Raw genomic sequence first — 18,129 nt, 5'->3', positions numbered from 1 at the left:
CGGTACGCCCGCCCCGGCCCACCCGGGAGAGACTCGGTCCTCCGTGCGGGCCCGACGTTCCGGCTCCGCACGGAGGACGACTCGGGTCAGCTACGGCTGCGCTTGACCTGGCTGAACGGCACATCACGGTCGGCCGCGTACTCGCGCGGCATCCCGAGGATGCGCTCGCTGATGATGTTCCGCGACATTTCGGTGCTGCCTCCGCCAAGGCTGGCGCCCTGCCGCATGAGGTAGTTGTCGCCGACCCGGCCGACTCCCTCGCCGCTGACGGCCAGGGCTCCCGCGATCCGCAGCGCCAGGTCGTCGACCCGCCAGTCGGTCTCCGCGTGGAACAGGCGCATGATCGAAGCTGCCGGGGATGGCATCTGGCCGGTCTCCAGGCCGACGCTGACACGACGGACCAGCTGCTCCTGCACCTTCTCCATTGCGTGTCCCTCACCGAGCATCTCGCGCACCCGCGGGTCGGCGGTCCGGCCGGCCGCGCGGGCGATCTGGACCAGGTCCGGCTTGGGAGTACTCACCCGGCCGGTACCCCTGCCGCTGGTGTAGGGGGAACCGCCGCCGACCGCGGTCCGCTCGTGGAACAACTGCCGTGAGGCCACCGCCCAACCGCCGTTGACCTCGCCGACCACCGCGTCCGCGGGCAGGACCACGTCGTCGAAGAACTCCTCGCAGAACTCGGTCGACCCGCTCACCTGGGTGATGCGGCGCATCGTGATCCCCGGCTGGTGCACCTTGACCAGGAACATGGTCAGCCCCCGGTGCTTGGGCGCGTCCCAGTCGGTGCGCGCCAGGCAAAGGGCGTAGTCCGCGGCGTAGGCGCAGGTGCTCCACGTCTTGGCCCCGTTGAGCACCCAGGTGTCCCCGTCGCGGTCGGCGCGGGTGATCAGACCGGCGAGGTCCGAACCGCCGCTGGGCTCCGACAGGAACTGCACCAGGATCTCGTCGCCGCGGATCGCCGCGGAGATGCGCTCGCGCTTCTGCTGTTCCGAGGCCATGTCCAGGATGGTGGGCGCACAGATGCTGAACGTGGGGACGTTCAGCAGCAGCGGCATCTCGTAGCCCTCGGACTCCTCGGTGAACGCCCGCTGGTGCTCGGGGGTGAGACCGAGCCCGCCGTACTCCGAGGGGAAGGCGATACCGGCGAATCCGCCCGCGTAGAGCTTCTTCTGCAGCTCACGTGTGCGGACCCACTCGGCGTCGTCGTCCCCGGGCGGTGGCGGCACGGCGTCGACGTCGACCCGTGGCATGTTCTCGGCCAGCCAGGCGCGCGCACGGAGGCGGAACGACTCGACGGCCTCCGCGGTGCTGTCGGTCATGACGTCTTCCTTTCTGACGGCGCGATGATGTCGGCGATGCGGAGGTGGTGGTCCTCGGGCGTCCCGTACAGGGCCCGGTTCACCGTCGCACGCCGGAGGTACAGGTGGAGATCGTGCTCCCAGGTGACACCGATGCCGCCGTGCATCTGGATGCAGTCCTGGAGGATCTCCGTGGAGCGGCTCCCCACATAGGACTTGGCGACGCTCACCAGCTCGGCCGCGTCCCCGGTGTCGTCCTGGACCGCGCGCGCGGCCGCGCCGGTGGTCGCCTGACACGCCTCGATCCAGGTCTTCATGTCGGCGAACCGGTGCTTGAGCGCCTGGTACGAAGCCAGCGGACGTCCGAAGGAGTAACGGTCGAAGGCCCACTGGGTGGTGAACTCGAACACCCGCTCCAGCGCTCCGCAGGTCTCGGCGCTCTGCAGCACGATCGCGACCTGGAGCTGGCGCTCGACGAGCGGCTCCGCCCGGCCGACAAGGCCTACGACGGCTGATTCGGGGACCTCCACGCCGGCGAAGCGGACCTCCGCGAAGCGCCGGACGAGGTCGAGGCTCCGGGATGCCTCGACCGAGACTCCGGCCGCGTCCGCCGGTACCAGGAACTGGGTGAGCCCCTGTTCGGTCGTCGCGGTCACCAGCAGCAGGTCGGCCTGTTCGGCAAGCTCGACCCGGTCCTTGACGCCGTCGAGCACGAAGCCGTCCTTCCCGGCCCTCGCGGTCAGCCCGGGCGCCGACGGGCTCCACGGCCCGCCGGGCTCGTAGACCGCCCAGGTGGCGACGCTCTCGCCGGAGACGAGCGCTTCGACGATGTCCGAGTGGTCCGGGCCGTCGGTGGCCGCGACGAGGCCGGCCAGCACGATGTTGGTCGCCAGCAGGGGGCCTGGGCCGACACCGCGGCCGAGCTCCTCGGCGACGATGGCGAGGTCGAGCAGGCCGTCCCCCGAGATGCTGCCGCCCCCGAGTTCCTCGGGGACGAGCATCGCCGCCCATCCGAGCTCGGTGGCCCGGCTCCACCACTCGCGGTCGAACCCGGTCGAGGTGTCCGCGAGTTCCCGCACCCTGGTGAGCGGCGCCTCCTTCTCGAGGAAGCCCTTCACGGTGGCCCGGAAGAGCTTCTGGTCTGCCGAGAGCACTAGGTCCATGCGGACTCCCTTGTCGTTTCGCGGCGCCTCGCGGCGCTCATACCTTCGCGGCCGGCCGTGCCAGGCGATCAGGGCCACGGGCACGCGTGGAACCCGCCGGGTGCGACTGCTGGCTCCCGCAGGGGCCGACCGGCGGCAGGGCCTCGGGAGCGGCGTGCGCCCACGGACCGCTCGGCGCTTGCACGGGGTCAGTCGACCACCGGCCGAGGAGTCTTGTCAAACGAATTACCGTAAGGCTAACTTGAATACTTACTGGATGACCTACGATACAACGGATCGTGCCGTCGGCGGTTCACTCGGGGGCCACGGACAGGGGCTCCCGGAGCGACCGCGAGCGGCCCCTCGGGAGAGACAGGCATGCCCGCAGCAGACGAGTACGACAGCAGCGCCGGCCACAGCTTCGCCACGCCCCAGGATGTGGCCGACAGCCTCGCCGCCGTCGGCTACATCGCGGACCCGCAGATCGCCGGCACGGTCTTCCTGGCAGGCCGACTGGGCAAACCGGTGCTTGCGGAGGGTCCCGCGGGCACCGGCAAGACCGAGCTCGCGAAGGCACTCAGCCGGGCCACGGGGGCGCGGTTGATCCGGCTGCAGTGCTACGAGGGCCTGGACGAGTCAAAGGCCCTCTACGAGTGGGACTACCGCAAGCAACTGCTGCGGATCCACGCCTCACGTGACGCCGCCGCAGAGCACTGGCAGGCGCTGGAACAGGACATCTTCAGCGAGGAGTACCTACTGGCCCGCCCCCTGCTCGAAGCCATCCGGTCCGAGGACGACATCGTCCTGCTCATCGACGAGGTCGACCGGCTGGACATCGAGACGGAGGCGCTGCTGCTGGAGGTCCTCTCGGACTTCCAGGTCTCCATCCCCGAGCTCGGGACCGTGGCGGCCCGCCGCAGGCCAATGGTGCTGCTCACGTCCAACAACAGCCGTGAGCTGTCCGAGGCACTCAAGCGCCGCTGCCTCTTCCTGCACGTCGGGTACCCGAGCGCCGAGCGGGAGCGGGAGATCGTCCGCTCCGCCGTACCGGGTATCAGCGAGCACCTCGCGACCCAGCTCACCCAAGTGGTCGGCTCCTTGCGCGGCCTGCAACTGAAGAAGAAGCCATCCGTCTCCGAGACGATCGACTGGGCCCGGACGCTGCTCCTGTTCGAGTCCCCGGAGCTGGACCCGGCCGGGGTGGTCGCGGGCCTCCCGGTCCTGCTCAAGCACCAGAGCGACATCGAGCTCGCGACGAGCGAGCTCGGGAGGGTTCCGTCATGACCGTCGCGCCGACGCCCTCCGGGCCGCCGTGGGCGGGCGCAGCCGGACCCGGCCGAGCCGCGAGGGCGTTTCGCGAGGCAGGCGAGGCCGTGCCGGCCGCGGTCGAGGGACTGATCAGCGAACTCCGCCAGGTCGGTGTGCCCGTGTCGATGAGCGAGAGCATCGACGCGGTCCGGAGCCTCCAGTACACGGACGTGTTCCGGCCGGATCAGCTCAAGGCCGTCCTGGCCGCCACGCTGGTCAAGAGCAGCCGGCACCGGCGCACCTTCGACACGGTCTTCGACCTGTTCTTCTCCTCCGGGGCGCTCGCCGACCCGGACGGCGACCCGGACGGCGACCCGGAACCGGCTGCCGACGGCGCGGCCGTCGGCAGCAGACTGGCCGCCCGTCTGGCCGAAGCCGGCGAAACCAAGCTGCGCGAACTGCTCGTCCGGGTCCTCGACCAGCAGGACGACCTCGGCCTGCGTGCCGTGGTCGCCGAGCTGGTCGACCGGCACGCGAGGATCCAGCCCGGTCAGCCGGTGGCCGGCACGCTCGCTGTGCTGCGCACGTTCCGTGCCGTCGAGCCGGATGACCTGCGCGACCGGCTGGTAGGGCTCAGCGGCGGGGCCGACGGCTCCCCTGCGTCCGACCTGAGGGCCCGCCTGGCGGCCGAGGAGGCCGACCGGCGCGTGGAACGGCTCCGGCAGGAGATCGAGGCCGAGGTCCGCCGCCGCCTCGTCGAGGACCGGGGGGCGGCCGCCGTGGCGCGCTCCCTGCGGAGCGCGCTGCCGGAGGACCTCGACTTCCTGACCGCGTCGACGGCCGAACTGGTCGCGCTGCGTGCTGCCCTGGCGCCGCTGCCGGCACAGTTGTCCGGCAAGTTGAGCGCGAAGCGCCGACGCGCCCGGCGGGGCCGGCTCGACTTCCGCCGCACGGTACGCGAGTCGCTCTCGGCCGGAGGGGCGCCGGTGCGACTGGCGTTCCGGCCCCCGCGCCCGCCCAAGCCGGGGCTGGTCCTGCTCGCCGACATCTCCGGATCCGTCGCCACGTTCGCCGGGTTCACGCTGCAGCTCGCCCAGGCGATGCGGACGCAGTTCCGGGTGGTGCGCAGCTTCGTCTTCGTCGACGGCGTGGACGAGGTGACCGACCTGCTCGCAGGCTCGGACAGCGCCGTCGAGGCGGCGCGTCGGATCGACGAGTCCGGCAGCGGGGTCCGGCTCGACGGGCGGTCGGACTACGGCAACGCGTTCCGGGAATTCCGGGACCGCTGGGGTTCGCAGATCGACAGCCGGAGCGTGGTCGTCGTCCTCGGCGACGCCCGGACCAACTACCGGTCGCCGTCGGTGGAGTCCCTGTCGGCGATCAGGCAGCGCGCCGGCCGGGTGTACTGGCTCAACCCCGAGCCGCGTGCGGCGTGGGGCAGCGGCGATTCGGTCATGGACCAGTACGCGCGCCACTGCGACGACGTCGTCGAGTGCCGCAACATCCGCCAGCTCAGGCAGTTCGTCGAGCGGCTGGAGTGAGAATCCGCCACCCGCCCCGGCCCCCGTGCCGTTCCTTCCACCCGGTCCGCAAGGAGCACCATGACTGACAGCAGGATCTCAGCGGCCATGCAGGCCGCTGTGGGCACCGAGCTCGCCCGGCAGGTGAGCTATCCGGTGAGCGTGTCCGACATCCGCCGATGGGCCCTCGCGGTGTACTGGCCCGAGCCGGCTCCGCAGCTCTTCGTCAGCGAGGAGTACGCCAGCGGCACCGTCCACCGGGGCATCGTCGCACCCGAGGAGTTCAACCCGTTCGCCTGGTCGTGCGCCGAGAGCTGGGCCCGGGACACCGAAGCGGTATCCGAGCCCAACAACCCCGACAACACCGAGCTCCAGGCCGGCATCCCGGGGCCCGGGCTGGAGTTCCAGCTCAACGGCGGCATGGCGGTGGAATACGGCGACCGGATGTGCCCCGGCGACGTGATCACCAGCAGTCGACGCCTGGGGCCCTACACCGAGCGTGAGGGCCGGCTGGGCCTGATGCTCTTCAGCACCGCCGAGGAGACCTGGACCAACCAGAACGGTCGGCTCGTCAAGCGGACCGTGTCGACTCTCATTCGCTACTGAAAGGACGGACGGACGTGCAGACTGCGACGTCACGCGGCAAGGTCGGGATCGGCGACGAAATCGGGCCGTTCACCAGGAAGACCGGTTTCGCGAACTGGAACCGCTATGCGGCTGTCAACGACGAGTTCGTGCCGATCCACATGGACGACGAGGCCGGCCGCGCTGCCGGGTACCCGACCGCCTTCGGGATGGGCAATCTCCAGTGGTCCTACCTGCACAACGCCCTGCGGGCGTGGATGGGCGACGCCGGACGGATCGTCAGCCTCTCGTGCCAGTTCCGCGGGCCGAACACGAAGGGCATGACCGTCACCGCCCGCGGTGTGGTGACCGGCGTCGAGGAAGTCGACGGCGTGGCCACCGTGACGGTGGACGTGTGGACCGAGGCGGAGGACGGATCCAGGCTCGCCCCCGCCAAGGCGGTCGTGCAGTTCGGCTGAGCCGCACTGCCGTCGGCACTGCCGCTAGAGTTACCGTATGGCTTTCTATACGCCTACCGCGCAGCCACGTGGCTACCGGGGCGGTCACAACCATGGAGGAGGATTCGTGAGCGAGCCGAGCTCGACCGGGCAGGTATCTGCCGAGCGCCCCGTTCTCGTCGAGCGGCGCGGGCACGTGATGGTCATCACCATCAACCGCCCCGGCGCTCGCAACGCGGTCAACGAGGCGGTCTGCCTCGGCGTGGGCGACGCCCTCGAAGAGGCGGACCATGATGACGACGTCCGGGCGGTCGTGCTGACCGGCGCGGGCGACAAGGCCTTCTGCGCAGGCGCCGACCTCAAAGCGATCATGCGCGGGGAGCGGATCATCCCCGAAGGCCGTGAGCAGTGGGGGCTGGCGGGGTACGTCGGTCACTACATCAGCAAGCCGACCATCGCGGCCGTGAACGGCGCTGCGATCGGCGGGGGAACCGAACTGGCGCTGGCCAGTGACCTCGTCGTGGCTGCGGACACGGCTTCGTTCGGCCTCCCGGAGGTCCAGCGCGGGCTCGTCGCCGCGGCCGGCGGCGCCTTCCGGCTCGCGACCCAACTGCCCGAGCGCGTCGGCCTGGAGATGCTGCTGACCGGTGACCCGATCAGTGCCCAACGGGCGCTCGAACTGCACCTGGTCAACCGGGTGGTGCCAGCGGCGGAGGTGCTGGACGCCGCGGTCGGGCTGGCGACACGGATCGCCGCCAACGCGCCGCTGTCGGTCCAGGCGACCAAGCGGATCGCCCTGGGGTACCACGGTTCCCAGCGGCCCGCGGATGATCCGCTGTGGGAGCTCACCACGAAGGAAAGCGTCCGCGTGACCGGCTCGGCCGACGCCGTGGAGGGACCGCGTGCCTTCGCCGAGAAACGGGCCCCGGTTTGGCAGGGGCGCTGAGCCTCGCTTTCCGGGCGCTGGCCGGACCGGCGCACGCACACGGAACGGCCGGTCGGCGACTCCTTCGCCGACCGGCCGCCGCACGCTGTCACTTGATGTTGAACCGCTGGGCCGCGTCGATCCGGATGACCTCACCGTTGAGGTAGTCGTTCTCGACGATGTGCAGCGCCAGCCGGGCGTACTCGTCCGCGTGGCCCATCCGCTTCGGGTTCGGCACCCCGGGGCCCCACTTGGCCTGGGCCTCCGCCTCGGACATGCGGTACGCCGGCGTGAAGAAGGTGCCCGGCGCGATGCTCATCACCCGGATGCCCAGCGGCGCCAGGTCGCGGGCGGCGGTGAGGTTGAGGCCGATCACCCCGCCCTTGGCGGCGGAGTAGTCGGACTGCCCGACCTGTCCCTCGTAGCCGGCGATGCTGGCCGTGGTGATCACGACCCCGCGCTGGCCGGAGTCGAGCGGTTCGTTCTCGGCCATGGCCGCCGCAGCCCGGCTCAGCACCGTGAAGGTGCCGGTGAGGAAGATCTCGACCGTGCGCCGGAACGTGTCGACCGGGTACGGTCGCCCCTCACGGTTGATGATCCGGGCGCCGGCGGCCGGACCGCCGTGGACCACGACGGCCGCACGCAGCGGGCCGAGTTCCCTGGCGGCGTCGATCGCCGCGAGCACCGAGTCCTCGTCGGTCACGTCCGTGTGCACGAATCGCGCGTTCTCGCCGAGATCGTCGGCCAGTCGCTTGGCGCGGTCCTCGGCCATGTCGGCGATGACCACCTTGACGCCCGCGCCCACGAGGCGTCTCACCGTGGCCTCGCCGAAGCCGCCTGCGCCACCGGTGACGATCGCGGATGCGCCCGCAAGTTCCATGAGGTCCTCCTTGGTCGGGCCGTCCCAGGAGACGGCGTGAGCGGAAGAACGCCCGCCCATATTGGTTATCGTACGTTATACAGTTAGCATTACGAGCGCCATACTTCGGACCACGCCCGCCGCACCCCGCGGCCGCCGCGGTCCGAAGTGCCAGATCCATCGCTGTGAGGTGGGCCATGCCCGAAGCCGTGATCGTCAGTGCCGTCCGCACCGCCATCGGAACCGCTCACAAGGGCTCACTGAGTGAGACGAGCGCCGAAGAACTCGCAAGCCACGTGGTCGCGGAGGCGGTCAGGCGGTCCGGTCTCGCGCCGGAGAGCTTCGACGACGTGGTCCTTGCCGAATCCATGTACGGCGGTGGCGACCTCGCCCGCCACGCCGCCGTCGCCGTGGGCATGACGGAGGTCGCCGGCCAGGCGGTGAACCGCCACTGCGCGGGCAGTCTGACCGCCGTCGGCATCGCGGCCGGTTCGATCCGGGCCGGCATGGACCAGGCCGTCATCGCCGGCGGCGCGCAGTCCTCGTCGCTCTCCCCGAAGGTCGTGTGGCGCGTGCCCGGCACGGTTGACCAGTTCGAGGAGCGGATCGCGCCGACGTTCCCCTATACGGCGGACGCGACCGACGACGTCACCCTCAGCACCGGCTGGAACGTCGCCCAGGAGGCCGGGCTCACCCGTGAGCAGCTGGACGCCTGGGCCTTCCGGTCGCACGCGCGTGCCGTCGCGGCCATCGACGCCGGCGTCTTCCTCGACGAGATCGAGCCGATCAAGGTCACCCGCCAGGACGGCTCGGTCGCCGACTTCGCGGTCGACGAGCACCCCCGCCGCAGCTCCACCCTGGAGAAGCTCGCCACGCTGAAGCCGTTGCACCCGGAGATCGAGGGCTTCTCGATCACCGCCGGGAACGCCGCCGGAGTGAACGACGCGGCTGCCGCGCTCGCGGTGACCAGCGACGAGCTCGCCCGCGCACAGGGGCTGACCCCCCTGGCGACCGTGCGGGCCTGGGCCGCCAAGGGTGTCGCGCCGCGCCGTACCGGCATGGGCGCCGTCGAGGTCATTCCGAAGGTGCTCCAGCGGGCAGGTCTGACCATCGACGATGTGACGCTGTGGGAGATCAACGAGGCCTTCGCCGCGGTCCCGGCCGCGGCATGCAAGCTGCTCGGCCTCGACGAGGAACTCGTCAACATCTTCGGCAGCGGCTGCAGCCTGGGGCACCCGGTCGCCGCGTCGGGCGCCCGCATGCTGACCACGCTGACCCATGAGCTCCGCAGGCGTGGCGGCGGCATCGGCGTCGCCGCCATGTGCGCCGGCGGCGGCCAGGCCGGGGCAGTCGTCATCGAGGTGCGCTGACCTGGTGGGCACGGGGCGCCGCAAGCGGGCCCTGACGCGCGGTCGCGGCTCCGCGACCGCGCGAACGGCATGCCGTCCACAGTCCGCAGACATGTTGCGAACACATTGCCCGGAGGTGTCGACCCAGCGGGTAGATGACTATACCGTATGTGTTGCGAGAAGCATTTCGATCGCACTGCGCAAGGAGGCGCCATGCTGCCCGAGGACCTGCAGATCATTTCTGTCGACGACCACGTCATCGAACACCCCACCGTCTGGACGGACCGGGTGCCGAGCAAGTACGCCGATGCCGCCCCCCGCATCGAGCGTGCCGAGGACGGGAACGACTGGTGGATCTACGAGGGCGCGAAGGCCGGCAACTTCGCCCTGAACGCCGTCGCCGGCAAGGACCCGAGGGACTTCGGCATGGACCCGCGCTCCTACGACGACATGCTGCCCGGCTGCTACGACGTGGCCCAGCGGATCAAGGACATGGACACCGAGGGCATCTGGGCCCAGCTCTGCTTCCCGAACTTCGGTGGCTTCGCCGGCAGCACGTTCGCCAAGTCCAAGGACCTCGGGCTGGCCTCCGCCTGCGTGAGCGCGTACAACGACTTCATCCTCGACGAATGGTGCGCGCACGACCCCGCACGGCAGATACCGCTGCTCACGCTCCCGTACTGGGACGTCGAGGCGTCGGTCAAGGAGTTCAACCGCACGGCGCCCCTGGGCGCCAAGTCCTACACGTTCCCCGAACTGCCGGACCGTATCGGCCTGCCCTCCTGGCACACCGACCACTGGGATCCCATCCTCGCCCTGTGCAACGAGTCGGACATCCCCCTCTCGCTGCACTTCGGCTCCGGCGGATCGCCGACGGTGTCACCGGAGGGCATGAGCACGAACTTCGTCGTCGCCATCTCGCTCTTCGCCCTCAACTCCGTGACGACGATGACCGAGCTGCTGCTGTCGCCGGTGTTCCACAAGTTCCCGAAGCTGCGCATGGCACTCTCCGAGGGCGGCATCGGCTGGATGCCGTACCTGCTCGAGCGCCTGGACTACACATGGGAGCGCCACCGCTGGTACAACGACGTCAACCGTGAGGTCAGCCCCGGCGAACTGTTCGCGCGCGGGCACATAGGCGGCTGCTTCATCTCCGACGAAGCCGGGATCGAGGCACGCCACCGGATCGGTGTCGACCACATCATGTTCGAGAGCGACTACCCGCACTCGGACAGCAACTGGCCGAACACGAGGAAGATCCTCGTCGAGTCGATGCGCGACATCCCGGAGGACGAGGTGCGCAAGATGCTCGAGGACAACGGCCGCACCTTCTACGACTTCCCACTTTCATACTGCGCGGTCCCCGACGGTTCCCCCCCGGGTCCCGCCCGGCCCCCGCCCGAGTACGGGGGGGGCGGGGCCGGTGAACATGGGCTCGGTCACATGGGGCAGCCCTGGACGCATTTCCCTGCCCGGAGATACGGTAATGCTTACCGTTGCACATTCCGTATGAGTTCTGGGCCGAGGCGGATCCGGAACCGTTCGCCGTGGCGCGGGCCAGTGAGGACTAGGAGGCATATCAGTGCAGATCAAGCAGATCGCGGTGGTCGGCTGCGGCACCATGGGCGCCGGCATCATCCAGGTGGCCGCCCAGACCGGCATCGAGGTCGTCGGGATCGAACGCACGGAGGCGGACGCCGAGGCGGCCCGCCTGCGCATCGAGGCAGGGCTTGAGGCCACCGCCGCCCGGGGCAGGATCAGCCCCGAGCAGGCACGCGAGGCCGCCGCCCGCTTCAGTGTGACCACCGAGCTCGCGCGGGTGGCCGATGCCGACCTGGTGGTCGAGGCGGTGTTCGAGGACGTCGACCTCAAGAAGGGCATCCTCAAGGAGATCGACCGCCTGGTGGGGCCCGACACGTTCGTCGCCTCCAACACCTCCACGATTCCCCTGGTGATCCTTGCCGCCGCGACCAGCCGCCCCGAGCGGGTCGTCGGACTGCACTTCTTCAACCCGGTACCGGCGATGAAGCTGGTCGAGGTCATCAGGACACCGGTGACCGCCGCGGAGCATGTGCAGACCATGCTCGATCTGGCCCTCGCCATGGGCAAGAACCCGGTCGTCGTGAACGACGTGCCCGGCTTCGTGGGCAATCTGCTCATCGTCCCCTACCTGCTCGACGCGATCAGGGCCTTCGAGCGCGGCGTGGCCGACATGGACTCCATCGACAGCGTCATCCGCCTCGGGTTCAACCACCCCATGGGCCCGTTCCGGCTCAGCGATCTGATCGGCCTGGACATCGTCCACGACATGGCCGCCTCGATGTACGAGGAGTACAAGGACCCGAGGTACTTCCCGCCGCCGCTGCTCAAGCAGTACGTCCGGCTCGGATGGCTGGGACGCAAGACCGGCCGGGGGTTCTACCGTTATGACGACTGAGGCGGCGGCCGTCCGCGGCCCGGCGGCGGAGGACTCACCCGAGCTCGTCGAGCAGTGGGACACGCACCTGCGCTCGCTGGACCCGCTCCGGTTCGCGGGATACTCCGTCCCCGCGTCCGAGGACGAGTCGGTCCGGACCGGCGTGGTCTCCTTCGGCGGAGCCGAGGCCGTCTGGATCGAGTGCGACGCCGGCCGCCAGACCGGGACGATGGGTGCGGTCGCGGGTGAGCGGATCGTTCGCGCGTTCAACCGCGCCGCCGAACGCCGCCTGCCGGTCGTCGAGACGATCGCCAGCGGCGGCGCGCGCCTGCAAGAAGGGATGCTCTCCCTGCTGCAGATGGCGAGGACGTCGTCCGCGGTGGCCCGGCACGCGGCGGGCGGGCAGCTGACCGCCGCGGTGCTCCGCGCCCCCACGACGGGCGGCGTCTACGCCTCGTGGGCCTCGCTGGCCGACCTGCGGGCGGCCGAGCCCGGCGCGACCATCGGGTTCGGCGGCCCACGAGTCGTCGCCCAGGTGACCGGCGAGTTCCCGCCGCCGACGTCGCACACCGCCGAAGCGGCCCACCGGCAAGGGCTGGTCGACGCCATCACCGCGAACGGTGAGCAGTGGGGCTGGCTCGCGGCCGCGGTCGGTGCCCGCCCGGGCTCGCCGCTGGCGCTGCCGCCGGGTCGGCCCGAGCGACCCGACCCGACGCCGACCCCGGCGGACCCGTACCTTCTGCTGCGGCGGTCCCGTGGCGCGCGACGCCCGTCCGGCCTGGAATGGGCGAGCTGGCTGACCGACTCGTGGGTGGAGCTGCGTGGTTGCGACCCGGCCGTACGCGCCGGCCTCGCGACGATCGCCGGCTCGCGTGCCGTGGTCGTCGCGATGGACCGATTCGCCGGGGCCGGTCGCCCGGGGCTGCCAGGACCGGGGGCCTTCCGTCTCGCGCGGCGCGCGATCCGGCTCGCCAACCGGTTGCGGCTGCCGGTCGTCACCCTCGTCGACACCCCGGGGGCGGACCCGTCCCCGGAGTCGGAGGCGGCAGGCATCGCGGGCGAGATCGCCCGCACCCTCCTGGCGATGGCGGACCTGGCGTCCGTGAGTGTGTGCCTGTGCGTCGGCGAGGGCGGCAGCGGCGGTGCCATGGCGCTCGCCCATACCGACCGGTTCATCCTGCTCCAGGGCTCGGTCTTCTCGGTCATAGGCCCGGAAGCGGGTGCGGTGATCCTCTACCGCGACGCCGGCCGGGCGCCGGAGCTGACCCGCGCCCTGAGGATGACGCCCACCGAGCTGCTGCGCCTGGGCGTCGTCGACCACGTCGTCCCCGAGAACGTGGACGCCGTGCGCGCGGTGCTGCTCGACGCCCTGTCCTCGGCCACACCCGGCGAGCGCGACAGCAGGGCCGACGAAGCGACCGCCCGCGCCCTCGCGGCCGGTTGAGGACGAAGAACAGGCAAGTGACACCACCCGATTCGGAAGAGGAGCCCCTCCGTGAAGAAGAACGCGAAGACGACCGGTAGCCACGGCATCGGCCAGATGATCCATGTCATTCACATGTCGGACGACGTGGAGAAGCTGAACCGCTTCTACGAGGACGTGTTCGGCGGGCTCCACTTCCTCGGTGTCGACGAGCCCAACTACCTGCCGATCGAGGACCGGTACGCCGGGCTGTTCATGGTCGGCGACGTGTGCGTGGAGACCATGGCACCGGCGATGCCGGCCGACGTCAACAAGCCGGTCGGCAAGTTCTACAGCAAGTTCGGCGAGCACCTGCACTCCGTCGGCTACAAGGTCGACGACCTGCCGGGGCTCGCGGAGCGGCTGCTGGCCAAGGGCGTGTACATCGGCGCGCCGGGTGGCGGGAAGATCGAGAAGCTCGACCCGGAGACGCTGTACTTCTACCCGAGCCCGCGCGACACCGCCGGCCTGATGGTCGAGATGTGCCAGATGGACATGCCCAACGACCCGCGCGACCTGGAGACCTGGTCGTCCCAGGTGAAGATGTGGCGGTCCCACCCGCTCACCATCGAGCGCTTCTTGTACGTCACCCTGGGCGTTCGCGACCTGGAGTCGGCGGTCAGTACCTACGTCGACGTGATGGAGGCCGTCCCGGTCCAGGAAGGTGTCGACGACGCCCTGGGGGCGCGGTTCCAGACGGTGCAGCTCGGCGACTGCCTGCTCCAGCTGGCGCAGCCGCTGGAGGATGACTCCGACCTGGGCCGCCATGTGACGAAGTGGGGCAACATGATCTACAGCCTCCGGTTCAAGGTAACGGACCTCGACTCGGTCCAGAGCTGGCTGAAGCGCAAGAACGTCCGTACCGACAGGCTCCGCGACGACCTGGTGGTCACCGACATCGAGGACTCGTACGGAGCGCCGATCTTCTTCACCACCGAGGAGATCCCGGGCGACCCCTTCGCCTCCTGACCGCGATCCGCCGCGGCGCTTTGTGAGCGCCTGCTTGCCGGCCTGACCCGGGCCGGGCGCGGGTCGTACGGTATGCGCGGCAAGCCGACCGGCTCGACCTCGTCGACCAGGCCCCAGCGCAGGGCCTGCCCGGCATCGAGCGAGCAGCCGCTGAGCACCAGGTAGAGCGTGCGCCAGCGGCCGATGCGGCGCGGGATGCTCACCGTGCCGCCCGCGCCGGGGATCAGCCCCATGCCCAGCTCCGGCAGCCGGAACACGGTGCCGGGGTCGGCGACGATCCGGGAGGCGAAGGCCGGCAGCTCGATCCCGGCCCCGACGCAGCTGCCGTGCACCCGCACCGTGACCCGGCCCCGCAGCTCGTGCACCGACCGGGCCGCGCCACCACGGGTGCGCACCAGGTGCGCCGTCGACAGATCGGTGGCGACCCCGAACTCGCCGAGGTCCCCGCCCGAGCAGAAGGAGGGGCCGTTGCCGTCCAGGACGACGTCGGCCACCGTCGGGTCCAGGCGGGCCACGTCCAGCGCGGCGACGAGCGCGTCCCGCAGCTCCCGACCGTAGGCGTTGCGCCGCTCGGGCCGGTTCAGCGTGAGGTGGAGGGTGTCGCCGTCACGGCGGACAAGCACGGTCTCGGCCTTCGCGGGCGGCGGCACCGGCCGGTCGCCACGTGCCGCCAGCCAGCGGGCGAAGCCGCTGCCGGCCAGCAGCGTGGAGTAGGCGAGCGACTCCGCGTCGAGCCCCTGGAGCACGGTGAGCCGCGGTCCGGTCCGCAGGATCTGGCCGAGGACGACGGCCGCCTCCGGATTGTCGAACGCATGGCCCTGCAGCGCGCCGGCCTCGGCCTCGGGGTCCTCGACGGCGACCAGACGGCGGTCCGCGCCGTCAGCCCGCGCCAGCGTCAGGTCCAGCGCCTCGGCCAGCGGGGCCGGCAGGGCGGCCGAGGGCGCGGCGGACCGGGTGACGCCGACGAGCAGGCGGTCGCACTCCTGGGCCCGCTCGACGGCTCGGCGGAGAACGGCCGTACTGCCGAAGGGCCGGTCCAGGTCGACCAGCAGCAGCGGGTCGACGACGACACCGCCCTCGGCGAGCAGGGGGGCGTGGGCCGCCCCTGCGGCCAGCCCCTCCACGGAGATCACACTCGGAGACAACATCATCCTGGCTTAGCATCCTGACATGGTCAGCTGTTCTCCAGGCTCTCCCGCCGACGCGGCGCGCGACTGGGCGCGGAGCGGGGTCCTGCCGCTGACCGGCCACAGTACCGGCCCACCGATCGTGCCTGCGGGCGACGCCGCCTCCTGGGCCGGTCGGATGGCCGACCACGTCGAGCTGGCCACCACGGGCACCCGACACCCCGTCCGGATCGACGGGGCGCGGCTGCTGGCCGAGCGTGCGGCGCTCACCGGCGGGAGCCGCCGGGGGCGGCTGTCCGTCGGCGGGAGTTGCCGACTGCTGCCGACGCTGGACGGCTGGGCGGCGGTGTCGTCCGCCCGCCCGGACGACCCGCTGCTGTGGAGCGCACTGATCGGCCATGACCTCGACGAGCGGTTGCCTCAGCGGCTGGCCGCCTGGCTGGCCGCGCACAGCGGTGCCGAGCTGGACGAGCGGGCAACGCTGCTGAGTCTGGCCGCCGGCTCGGTCCGGGCACTCGCGCGACACGCGGACGGCACGGGCAACGCAGGCGGCACTGGCCGTCGCGCCGAGCCGCCGAGGCCGGGCCGGCCGCGATCGGCGGAGGGGCTGCTGGTGGTGGACTTCAGCGCGCTGTGGGCCGGTCCGCTGTGCGCGCAACTGCTCGGGCTGGCGGGCGCGGACGTGGTGAAGGTCGAGGTCCCCTCACGTCCGGACGGCGCCCGGCTGGGCAACCGGCCGTTCTACGACCTGCTGCACGGCGGCCACCGCTCGGTCGCGCTCGACCCGGCGGACCCCGCCGGTCGCACCGCCATGCACGCGCTGGTGCGCAGGGCGGACATCGTCGTCGAGGCGTCCCGTCCCCGGGCGCTGGCCGGGTTCGGGCTGGACGCCCTGGCCGAGGTGGAGCGCGGCTGCACCTGGGTGTCGATCACCGCCTGCGGCCGGGCCTCGGACCGGGTCGGCTTCGGCGACGACGTGGCCGCCGCGAGCGGCCTGCTGGCGTGCGACGGGCAGGGCCTGCCGGTCTTCTGCGGGGACGCGATCGCCGACCCGCTCACCGGTCTGACCGCCGCCGCGCTGGCCCTGTCCGAGCCCGAGGGCGGCGGCGGGGTGCTGTGGGACGTCGCGATGGCGGACGTCGTGGCGGCGACCGTGCACGGAGCGGCGGGGACCGCCCCCGGGGCGCGGGTGGAGCGGGCCGGGACCGGCTGGGCGGTGGACACCGGGACGGAACGGGTTCCGGTCGCCGCGCCGGTGGCCAGGACCCCACTCGCCGCCGCGCCCGGGCTGGGCGCCGACACCGGTGCCGTACTGCGACAGCTCGGGATCGCCGCACCGTGAACGGCCTGCTGATCCGCGGCGCGGAGGTGGACGGTGAGCTGCTCGACGTCCGGATCGGGCGCGGCCGGGTGCTGGAGCTGGGTCGGTCCCTGCTGCGCGCGGACCGGGCCGAGGAGCTGATGGAGGCACACGGCGGCACGCTTCTGCCCGGGTTGACGGATCATCACATGCACCTGTTCGCCACCGCCGCCGATCTGGCGTCCACCCCCTGCGACCCGGCCACCACCAGGGACCCGGCGGGACTCGCCCGGGTGCTGCAGCACGCGACACCGGACGGGCACGGCTGGATCAGAGGCGTGCGCTACCACGAGTCCACCGCCGGAGACCTGGATGCGGCCGGGCTGGACCGGCTGCGCGACGACCTGCCGGTCCGGCTGCAGCACCGCAGCGGCGCGCTGTGGGTGCTCAACTCCCGTGCCGCCGAGGCCGTCGGGCTCGACAGCGCGGACCACCCCGGTGTCGAGAGGGACGACGAGGGGCGCCCGACCGGCCGGCTGTGGCGGGCCGACGACTGGTTGCGCGCACGGCTGCCGCGCGGCGGGCCGCCCTCGTTGGCCGGGCTGGGCCGGCTGCTGGCCGGCTACGGCGTCACGGCCGTCACCGACGCGAGCCCGGAGTTGGACCCCGGCACGGTCGCGGCGATCTCGGCGGCGACGGCGAGCGGCGAACTGCCCCAGCGGGTGCTGCTGCTGGGCGCGCCGCTCAGCGACGCCCCGGGGCCTGGCGGCATGCCGGATCCCGGCCCCGGCCGGCACCGGCCGGAGGCCGGCCCCTGGAAGATCGTGCTTGCCGACTCCGGGCTGCCCGCCCTCGACGAGCTGGTCGAGGCTGTCGCCGCCGCGCACCGGGCCCGTCGGCCGGTCGCCGTGCACTGCGTGACCCGCGAGTCGCTGGTGCTGTTCCTGGTCGCGCTCGAAGAGGCCGGCAGCCTGCCGGGGGACCGGCTGGAACACGCCTCCCTGGTGCCGACCGACGTCATCCCGACCATCCGCCGGCTCGGCCTGCGGGTGGTGACCCAGCCGGGCTTCCTCGCCGACCGCGGCGACGACTACCTGCACGGCACCCCCGCGTCCGAGCACGACGACCTGTACCGCTGCGCCTCGCTGCGCGCGGCCGGCGTGCCGCTGGGGCTGTCCAGCGACGCCCCGTACGGGCCGCTCGACCCGTGGGCGGTCATGCGGGCGGCGGTGCGGCGGCGCACCCCCTCGGGCGCGGTCGTCGGCCCCGGGGAGCGGCTCACCGCCGCGCAGGCACTGGACGGCTACCTCTCCCCCGGGCAACGGCCCGGCGACCCGCCGCGCCGCGTGCGCGCCGGAGCCCGAGCGGATCTGGTGCTGCTGCACGCCCCGTTGGGAGAGGCGCTCGGCTGCCTGGATGCCCAGCTCGTCAGGCTGGCCCTCGTCGGCGGCCGACGGGTGGTGTGACGCGGCAGCGCGGCGGGCGCGAAGGC

Annotated in this window: 15 protein-coding genes and 1 pseudogene; 12 read left to right on the top strand and 4 right to left on the bottom strand. The window is 71.8% G+C overall.

Features of this window, described 5'->3' with window-relative positions; all coding sequences use genetic code 11:
- Positions 1-86: 86 nt before the first annotated feature.
- Together ACFXJ5_RS30645 and ACFXJ5_RS30640 are read right to left on the bottom strand one after the other, a co-directional pair.
- The gene (locus tag ACFXJ5_RS30645) at positions 87-1,319 is read right to left on the bottom strand and encodes an acyl-CoA dehydrogenase family protein (protein WP_384638109.1); all 1,233 of its coding nucleotides are present in this window, start codon (positions 1,317-1,319) and stop codon (positions 87-89) included.
- Entirely contained in the window at positions 1,316-2,461 is a 1,146-nt protein-coding gene (locus ACFXJ5_RS30640) for an acyl-CoA dehydrogenase family protein (protein WP_384638106.1), read from the bottom strand. The genes ACFXJ5_RS30645 and ACFXJ5_RS30640 overlap by 4 nt, the downstream gene beginning before the upstream one ends.
- Positions 2,462-2,818: 357 nt before the next feature.
- On the opposite strand from ACFXJ5_RS30640, the gene ACFXJ5_RS30635 reads away from it, so the two are divergent.
- The 5 genes from ACFXJ5_RS30635 (at position 2,819) to ACFXJ5_RS30615 (ending at position 7,176) form a co-directional block, all read left to right on the top strand.
- Complete coding sequence (locus ACFXJ5_RS30635; protein ID WP_384638103.1) at positions 2,819-3,724, top strand: AAA family ATPase; 906 nt, start codon at positions 2,819-2,821, stop codon at positions 3,722-3,724.
- Positions 3,721-5,229, top strand: a complete 1,509-nt coding sequence (locus tag ACFXJ5_RS30630) for a VWA domain-containing protein (protein ID WP_384638101.1) — start codon at positions 3,721-3,723, stop codon at positions 5,227-5,229. Before ACFXJ5_RS30635 ends, ACFXJ5_RS30630 begins: the two co-directional genes overlap by 4 nt.
- Before the next feature lie 60 nt (positions 5,230-5,289).
- The gene (locus ACFXJ5_RS30625) at positions 5,290-5,814 is read left to right on the top strand and encodes an FAS1-like dehydratase domain-containing protein (protein WP_384638098.1); all 525 of its coding nucleotides are present in this window, start codon (positions 5,290-5,292) and stop codon (positions 5,812-5,814) included.
- 14 nt (positions 5,815-5,828) lie between these two features.
- Positions 5,829-6,251, top strand: a complete 423-nt coding sequence (locus ACFXJ5_RS30620) for a MaoC/PaaZ C-terminal domain-containing protein (protein ID WP_384638095.1) — start codon at positions 5,829-5,831, stop codon at positions 6,249-6,251.
- Positions 6,252-6,357: 106 nt separating this feature from the next.
- Complete coding sequence (locus tag ACFXJ5_RS30615) at positions 6,358-7,176, top strand: crotonase/enoyl-CoA hydratase family protein (protein ID WP_384638092.1); 819 nt, start codon at positions 6,358-6,360, stop codon at positions 7,174-7,176.
- An 88-nt stretch (positions 7,177-7,264) separates the two neighbouring features.
- On the opposite strand, the gene ACFXJ5_RS30610 is transcribed toward ACFXJ5_RS30615, so the two are convergent.
- The gene (locus ACFXJ5_RS30610) at positions 7,265-8,035 is read right to left on the bottom strand and encodes an SDR family NAD(P)-dependent oxidoreductase (protein ID WP_384638124.1); all 771 of its coding nucleotides are present in this window, start codon (positions 8,033-8,035) and stop codon (positions 7,265-7,267) included.
- 176 nt (positions 8,036-8,211) lie between these two features.
- Here ACFXJ5_RS30610 and ACFXJ5_RS30605 point away from each other — a divergent pair, with 176 nt between their 5' ends.
- The 5 genes and pseudogenes from ACFXJ5_RS30605 to ACFXJ5_RS30585 form a co-directional block, all read left to right on the top strand.
- Positions 8,212-9,384, top strand: coding sequence for a thiolase family protein (locus ACFXJ5_RS30605; protein WP_384638089.1), 1,173 nt, complete (start codon positions 8,212-8,214; stop codon positions 9,382-9,384).
- Positions 9,385-9,576: 192 nt separating this feature from the next.
- Positions 9,577-11,097, top strand: a complete 1,521-nt coding sequence (locus ACFXJ5_RS30600; protein ID WP_384638086.1) for an amidohydrolase family protein — start codon at positions 9,577-9,579, stop codon at positions 11,095-11,097.
- Complete coding sequence (locus ACFXJ5_RS30595; protein WP_384638122.1) at positions 10,985-11,800, top strand: 3-hydroxyacyl-CoA dehydrogenase family protein; 816 nt, start codon at positions 10,985-10,987, stop codon at positions 11,798-11,800. The genes ACFXJ5_RS30600 and ACFXJ5_RS30595 overlap by 113 nt, the downstream gene beginning before the upstream one ends.
- On the top strand, positions 11,790-13,223 hold the full coding sequence (locus tag ACFXJ5_RS30590) for a carboxyl transferase domain-containing protein (RefSeq protein ID WP_384638084.1): 1,434 nt from the start codon (positions 11,790-11,792) through the stop codon (positions 13,221-13,223). The genes ACFXJ5_RS30595 and ACFXJ5_RS30590 overlap by 11 nt, the downstream gene beginning before the upstream one ends.
- A gap of 96 nt (positions 13,224-13,319) precedes the next feature.
- Positions 13,320-13,625 (top strand): annotated as a pseudogene (locus tag ACFXJ5_RS30585) (VOC family protein); the annotation flags it as partial.
- 407 nt (positions 13,626-14,032) lie between these two features.
- On the opposite strand, the gene ACFXJ5_RS30580 reads toward ACFXJ5_RS30585, so the two are convergent.
- Positions 14,033-15,361 (bottom strand): enoyl-CoA hydratase/isomerase family protein, encoded by a 1,329-nt coding sequence (locus ACFXJ5_RS30580; RefSeq protein ID WP_384638081.1) that lies wholly within the window; start codon positions 15,359-15,361, stop codon positions 14,033-14,035.
- Positions 15,362-15,380: 19 nt separating this feature from the next.
- On the opposite strand from ACFXJ5_RS30580, the gene ACFXJ5_RS30575 reads away from it, so the two are divergent.
- Together ACFXJ5_RS30575 and ACFXJ5_RS30570 are read left to right on the top strand one after the other, a co-directional pair.
- Positions 15,381-16,679: a CoA transferase gene (locus ACFXJ5_RS30575; RefSeq protein WP_384638078.1), complete on the top strand. Its 1,299-nt coding sequence runs from the start codon at positions 15,381-15,383 to the stop codon at positions 16,677-16,679.
- Complete coding sequence (locus ACFXJ5_RS30570) at positions 16,676-18,103, top strand: amidohydrolase family protein (protein WP_384638075.1); 1,428 nt, start codon at positions 16,676-16,678, stop codon at positions 18,101-18,103. Before ACFXJ5_RS30575 ends, ACFXJ5_RS30570 begins: the two co-directional genes overlap by 4 nt.
- The last annotated feature ends 26 nt before the right edge of the window (positions 18,104-18,129 follow it).

This window comes from Streptomyces sp. NPDC059373, from assembly GCF_042751495.1.
Taxonomy (GTDB): Bacteria; Actinomycetota; Actinomycetes; order Streptomycetales; family Streptomycetaceae; genus Actinacidiphila.
This window is presented reverse-complemented; position numbering and strand designations above follow the sequence as displayed.

Coding starts and splice junctions, on each gene's coding strand:
- ACFXJ5_RS30640 (WP_384638106.1), bottom strand. CDS start 2,461: ATGGACCTAGTGCTCTCGGCAGACCAGAAGCTCTTCCGGGCCACCGTG.
- ACFXJ5_RS30645 (WP_384638109.1), bottom strand. CDS start 1,319: ATGACCGACAGCACCGCGGAGGCCGTCGAGTCGTTCCGCCTCCGTGCG.
- ACFXJ5_RS30625 (WP_384638098.1), top strand. CDS start 5,290: ATGACTGACAGCAGGATCTCAGCGGCCATGCAGGCCGCTGTGGGCACC.
- ACFXJ5_RS30575 (WP_384638078.1), top strand. CDS start 15,381: ATGGTCAGCTGTTCTCCAGGCTCTCCCGCCGACGCGGCGCGCGACTGG.
- ACFXJ5_RS30605 (WP_384638089.1), top strand. CDS start 8,212: ATGCCCGAAGCCGTGATCGTCAGTGCCGTCCGCACCGCCATCGGAACC.
- ACFXJ5_RS30630 (WP_384638101.1), top strand. CDS start 3,721: ATGACCGTCGCGCCGACGCCCTCCGGGCCGCCGTGGGCGGGCGCAGCC.
- ACFXJ5_RS30600 (WP_384638086.1), top strand. CDS start 9,577: ATGCTGCCCGAGGACCTGCAGATCATTTCTGTCGACGACCACGTCATC.
- ACFXJ5_RS30580 (WP_384638081.1), bottom strand. CDS start 15,361: ATGATGTTGTCTCCGAGTGTGATCTCCGTGGAGGGGCTGGCCGCAGGG.
- ACFXJ5_RS30595 (WP_384638122.1), top strand. CDS start 10,985: ATGGGCGCCGGCATCATCCAGGTGGCCGCCCAGACCGGCATCGAGGTC.
- ACFXJ5_RS30610 (WP_384638124.1), bottom strand. CDS start 8,035: ATGGAACTTGCGGGCGCATCCGCGATCGTCACCGGTGGCGCAGGCGGC.
- ACFXJ5_RS30635 (WP_384638103.1), top strand. CDS start 2,819: ATGCCCGCAGCAGACGAGTACGACAGCAGCGCCGGCCACAGCTTCGCC.
- ACFXJ5_RS30590 (WP_384638084.1), top strand. CDS start 11,790: ATGACGACTGAGGCGGCGGCCGTCCGCGGCCCGGCGGCGGAGGACTCA.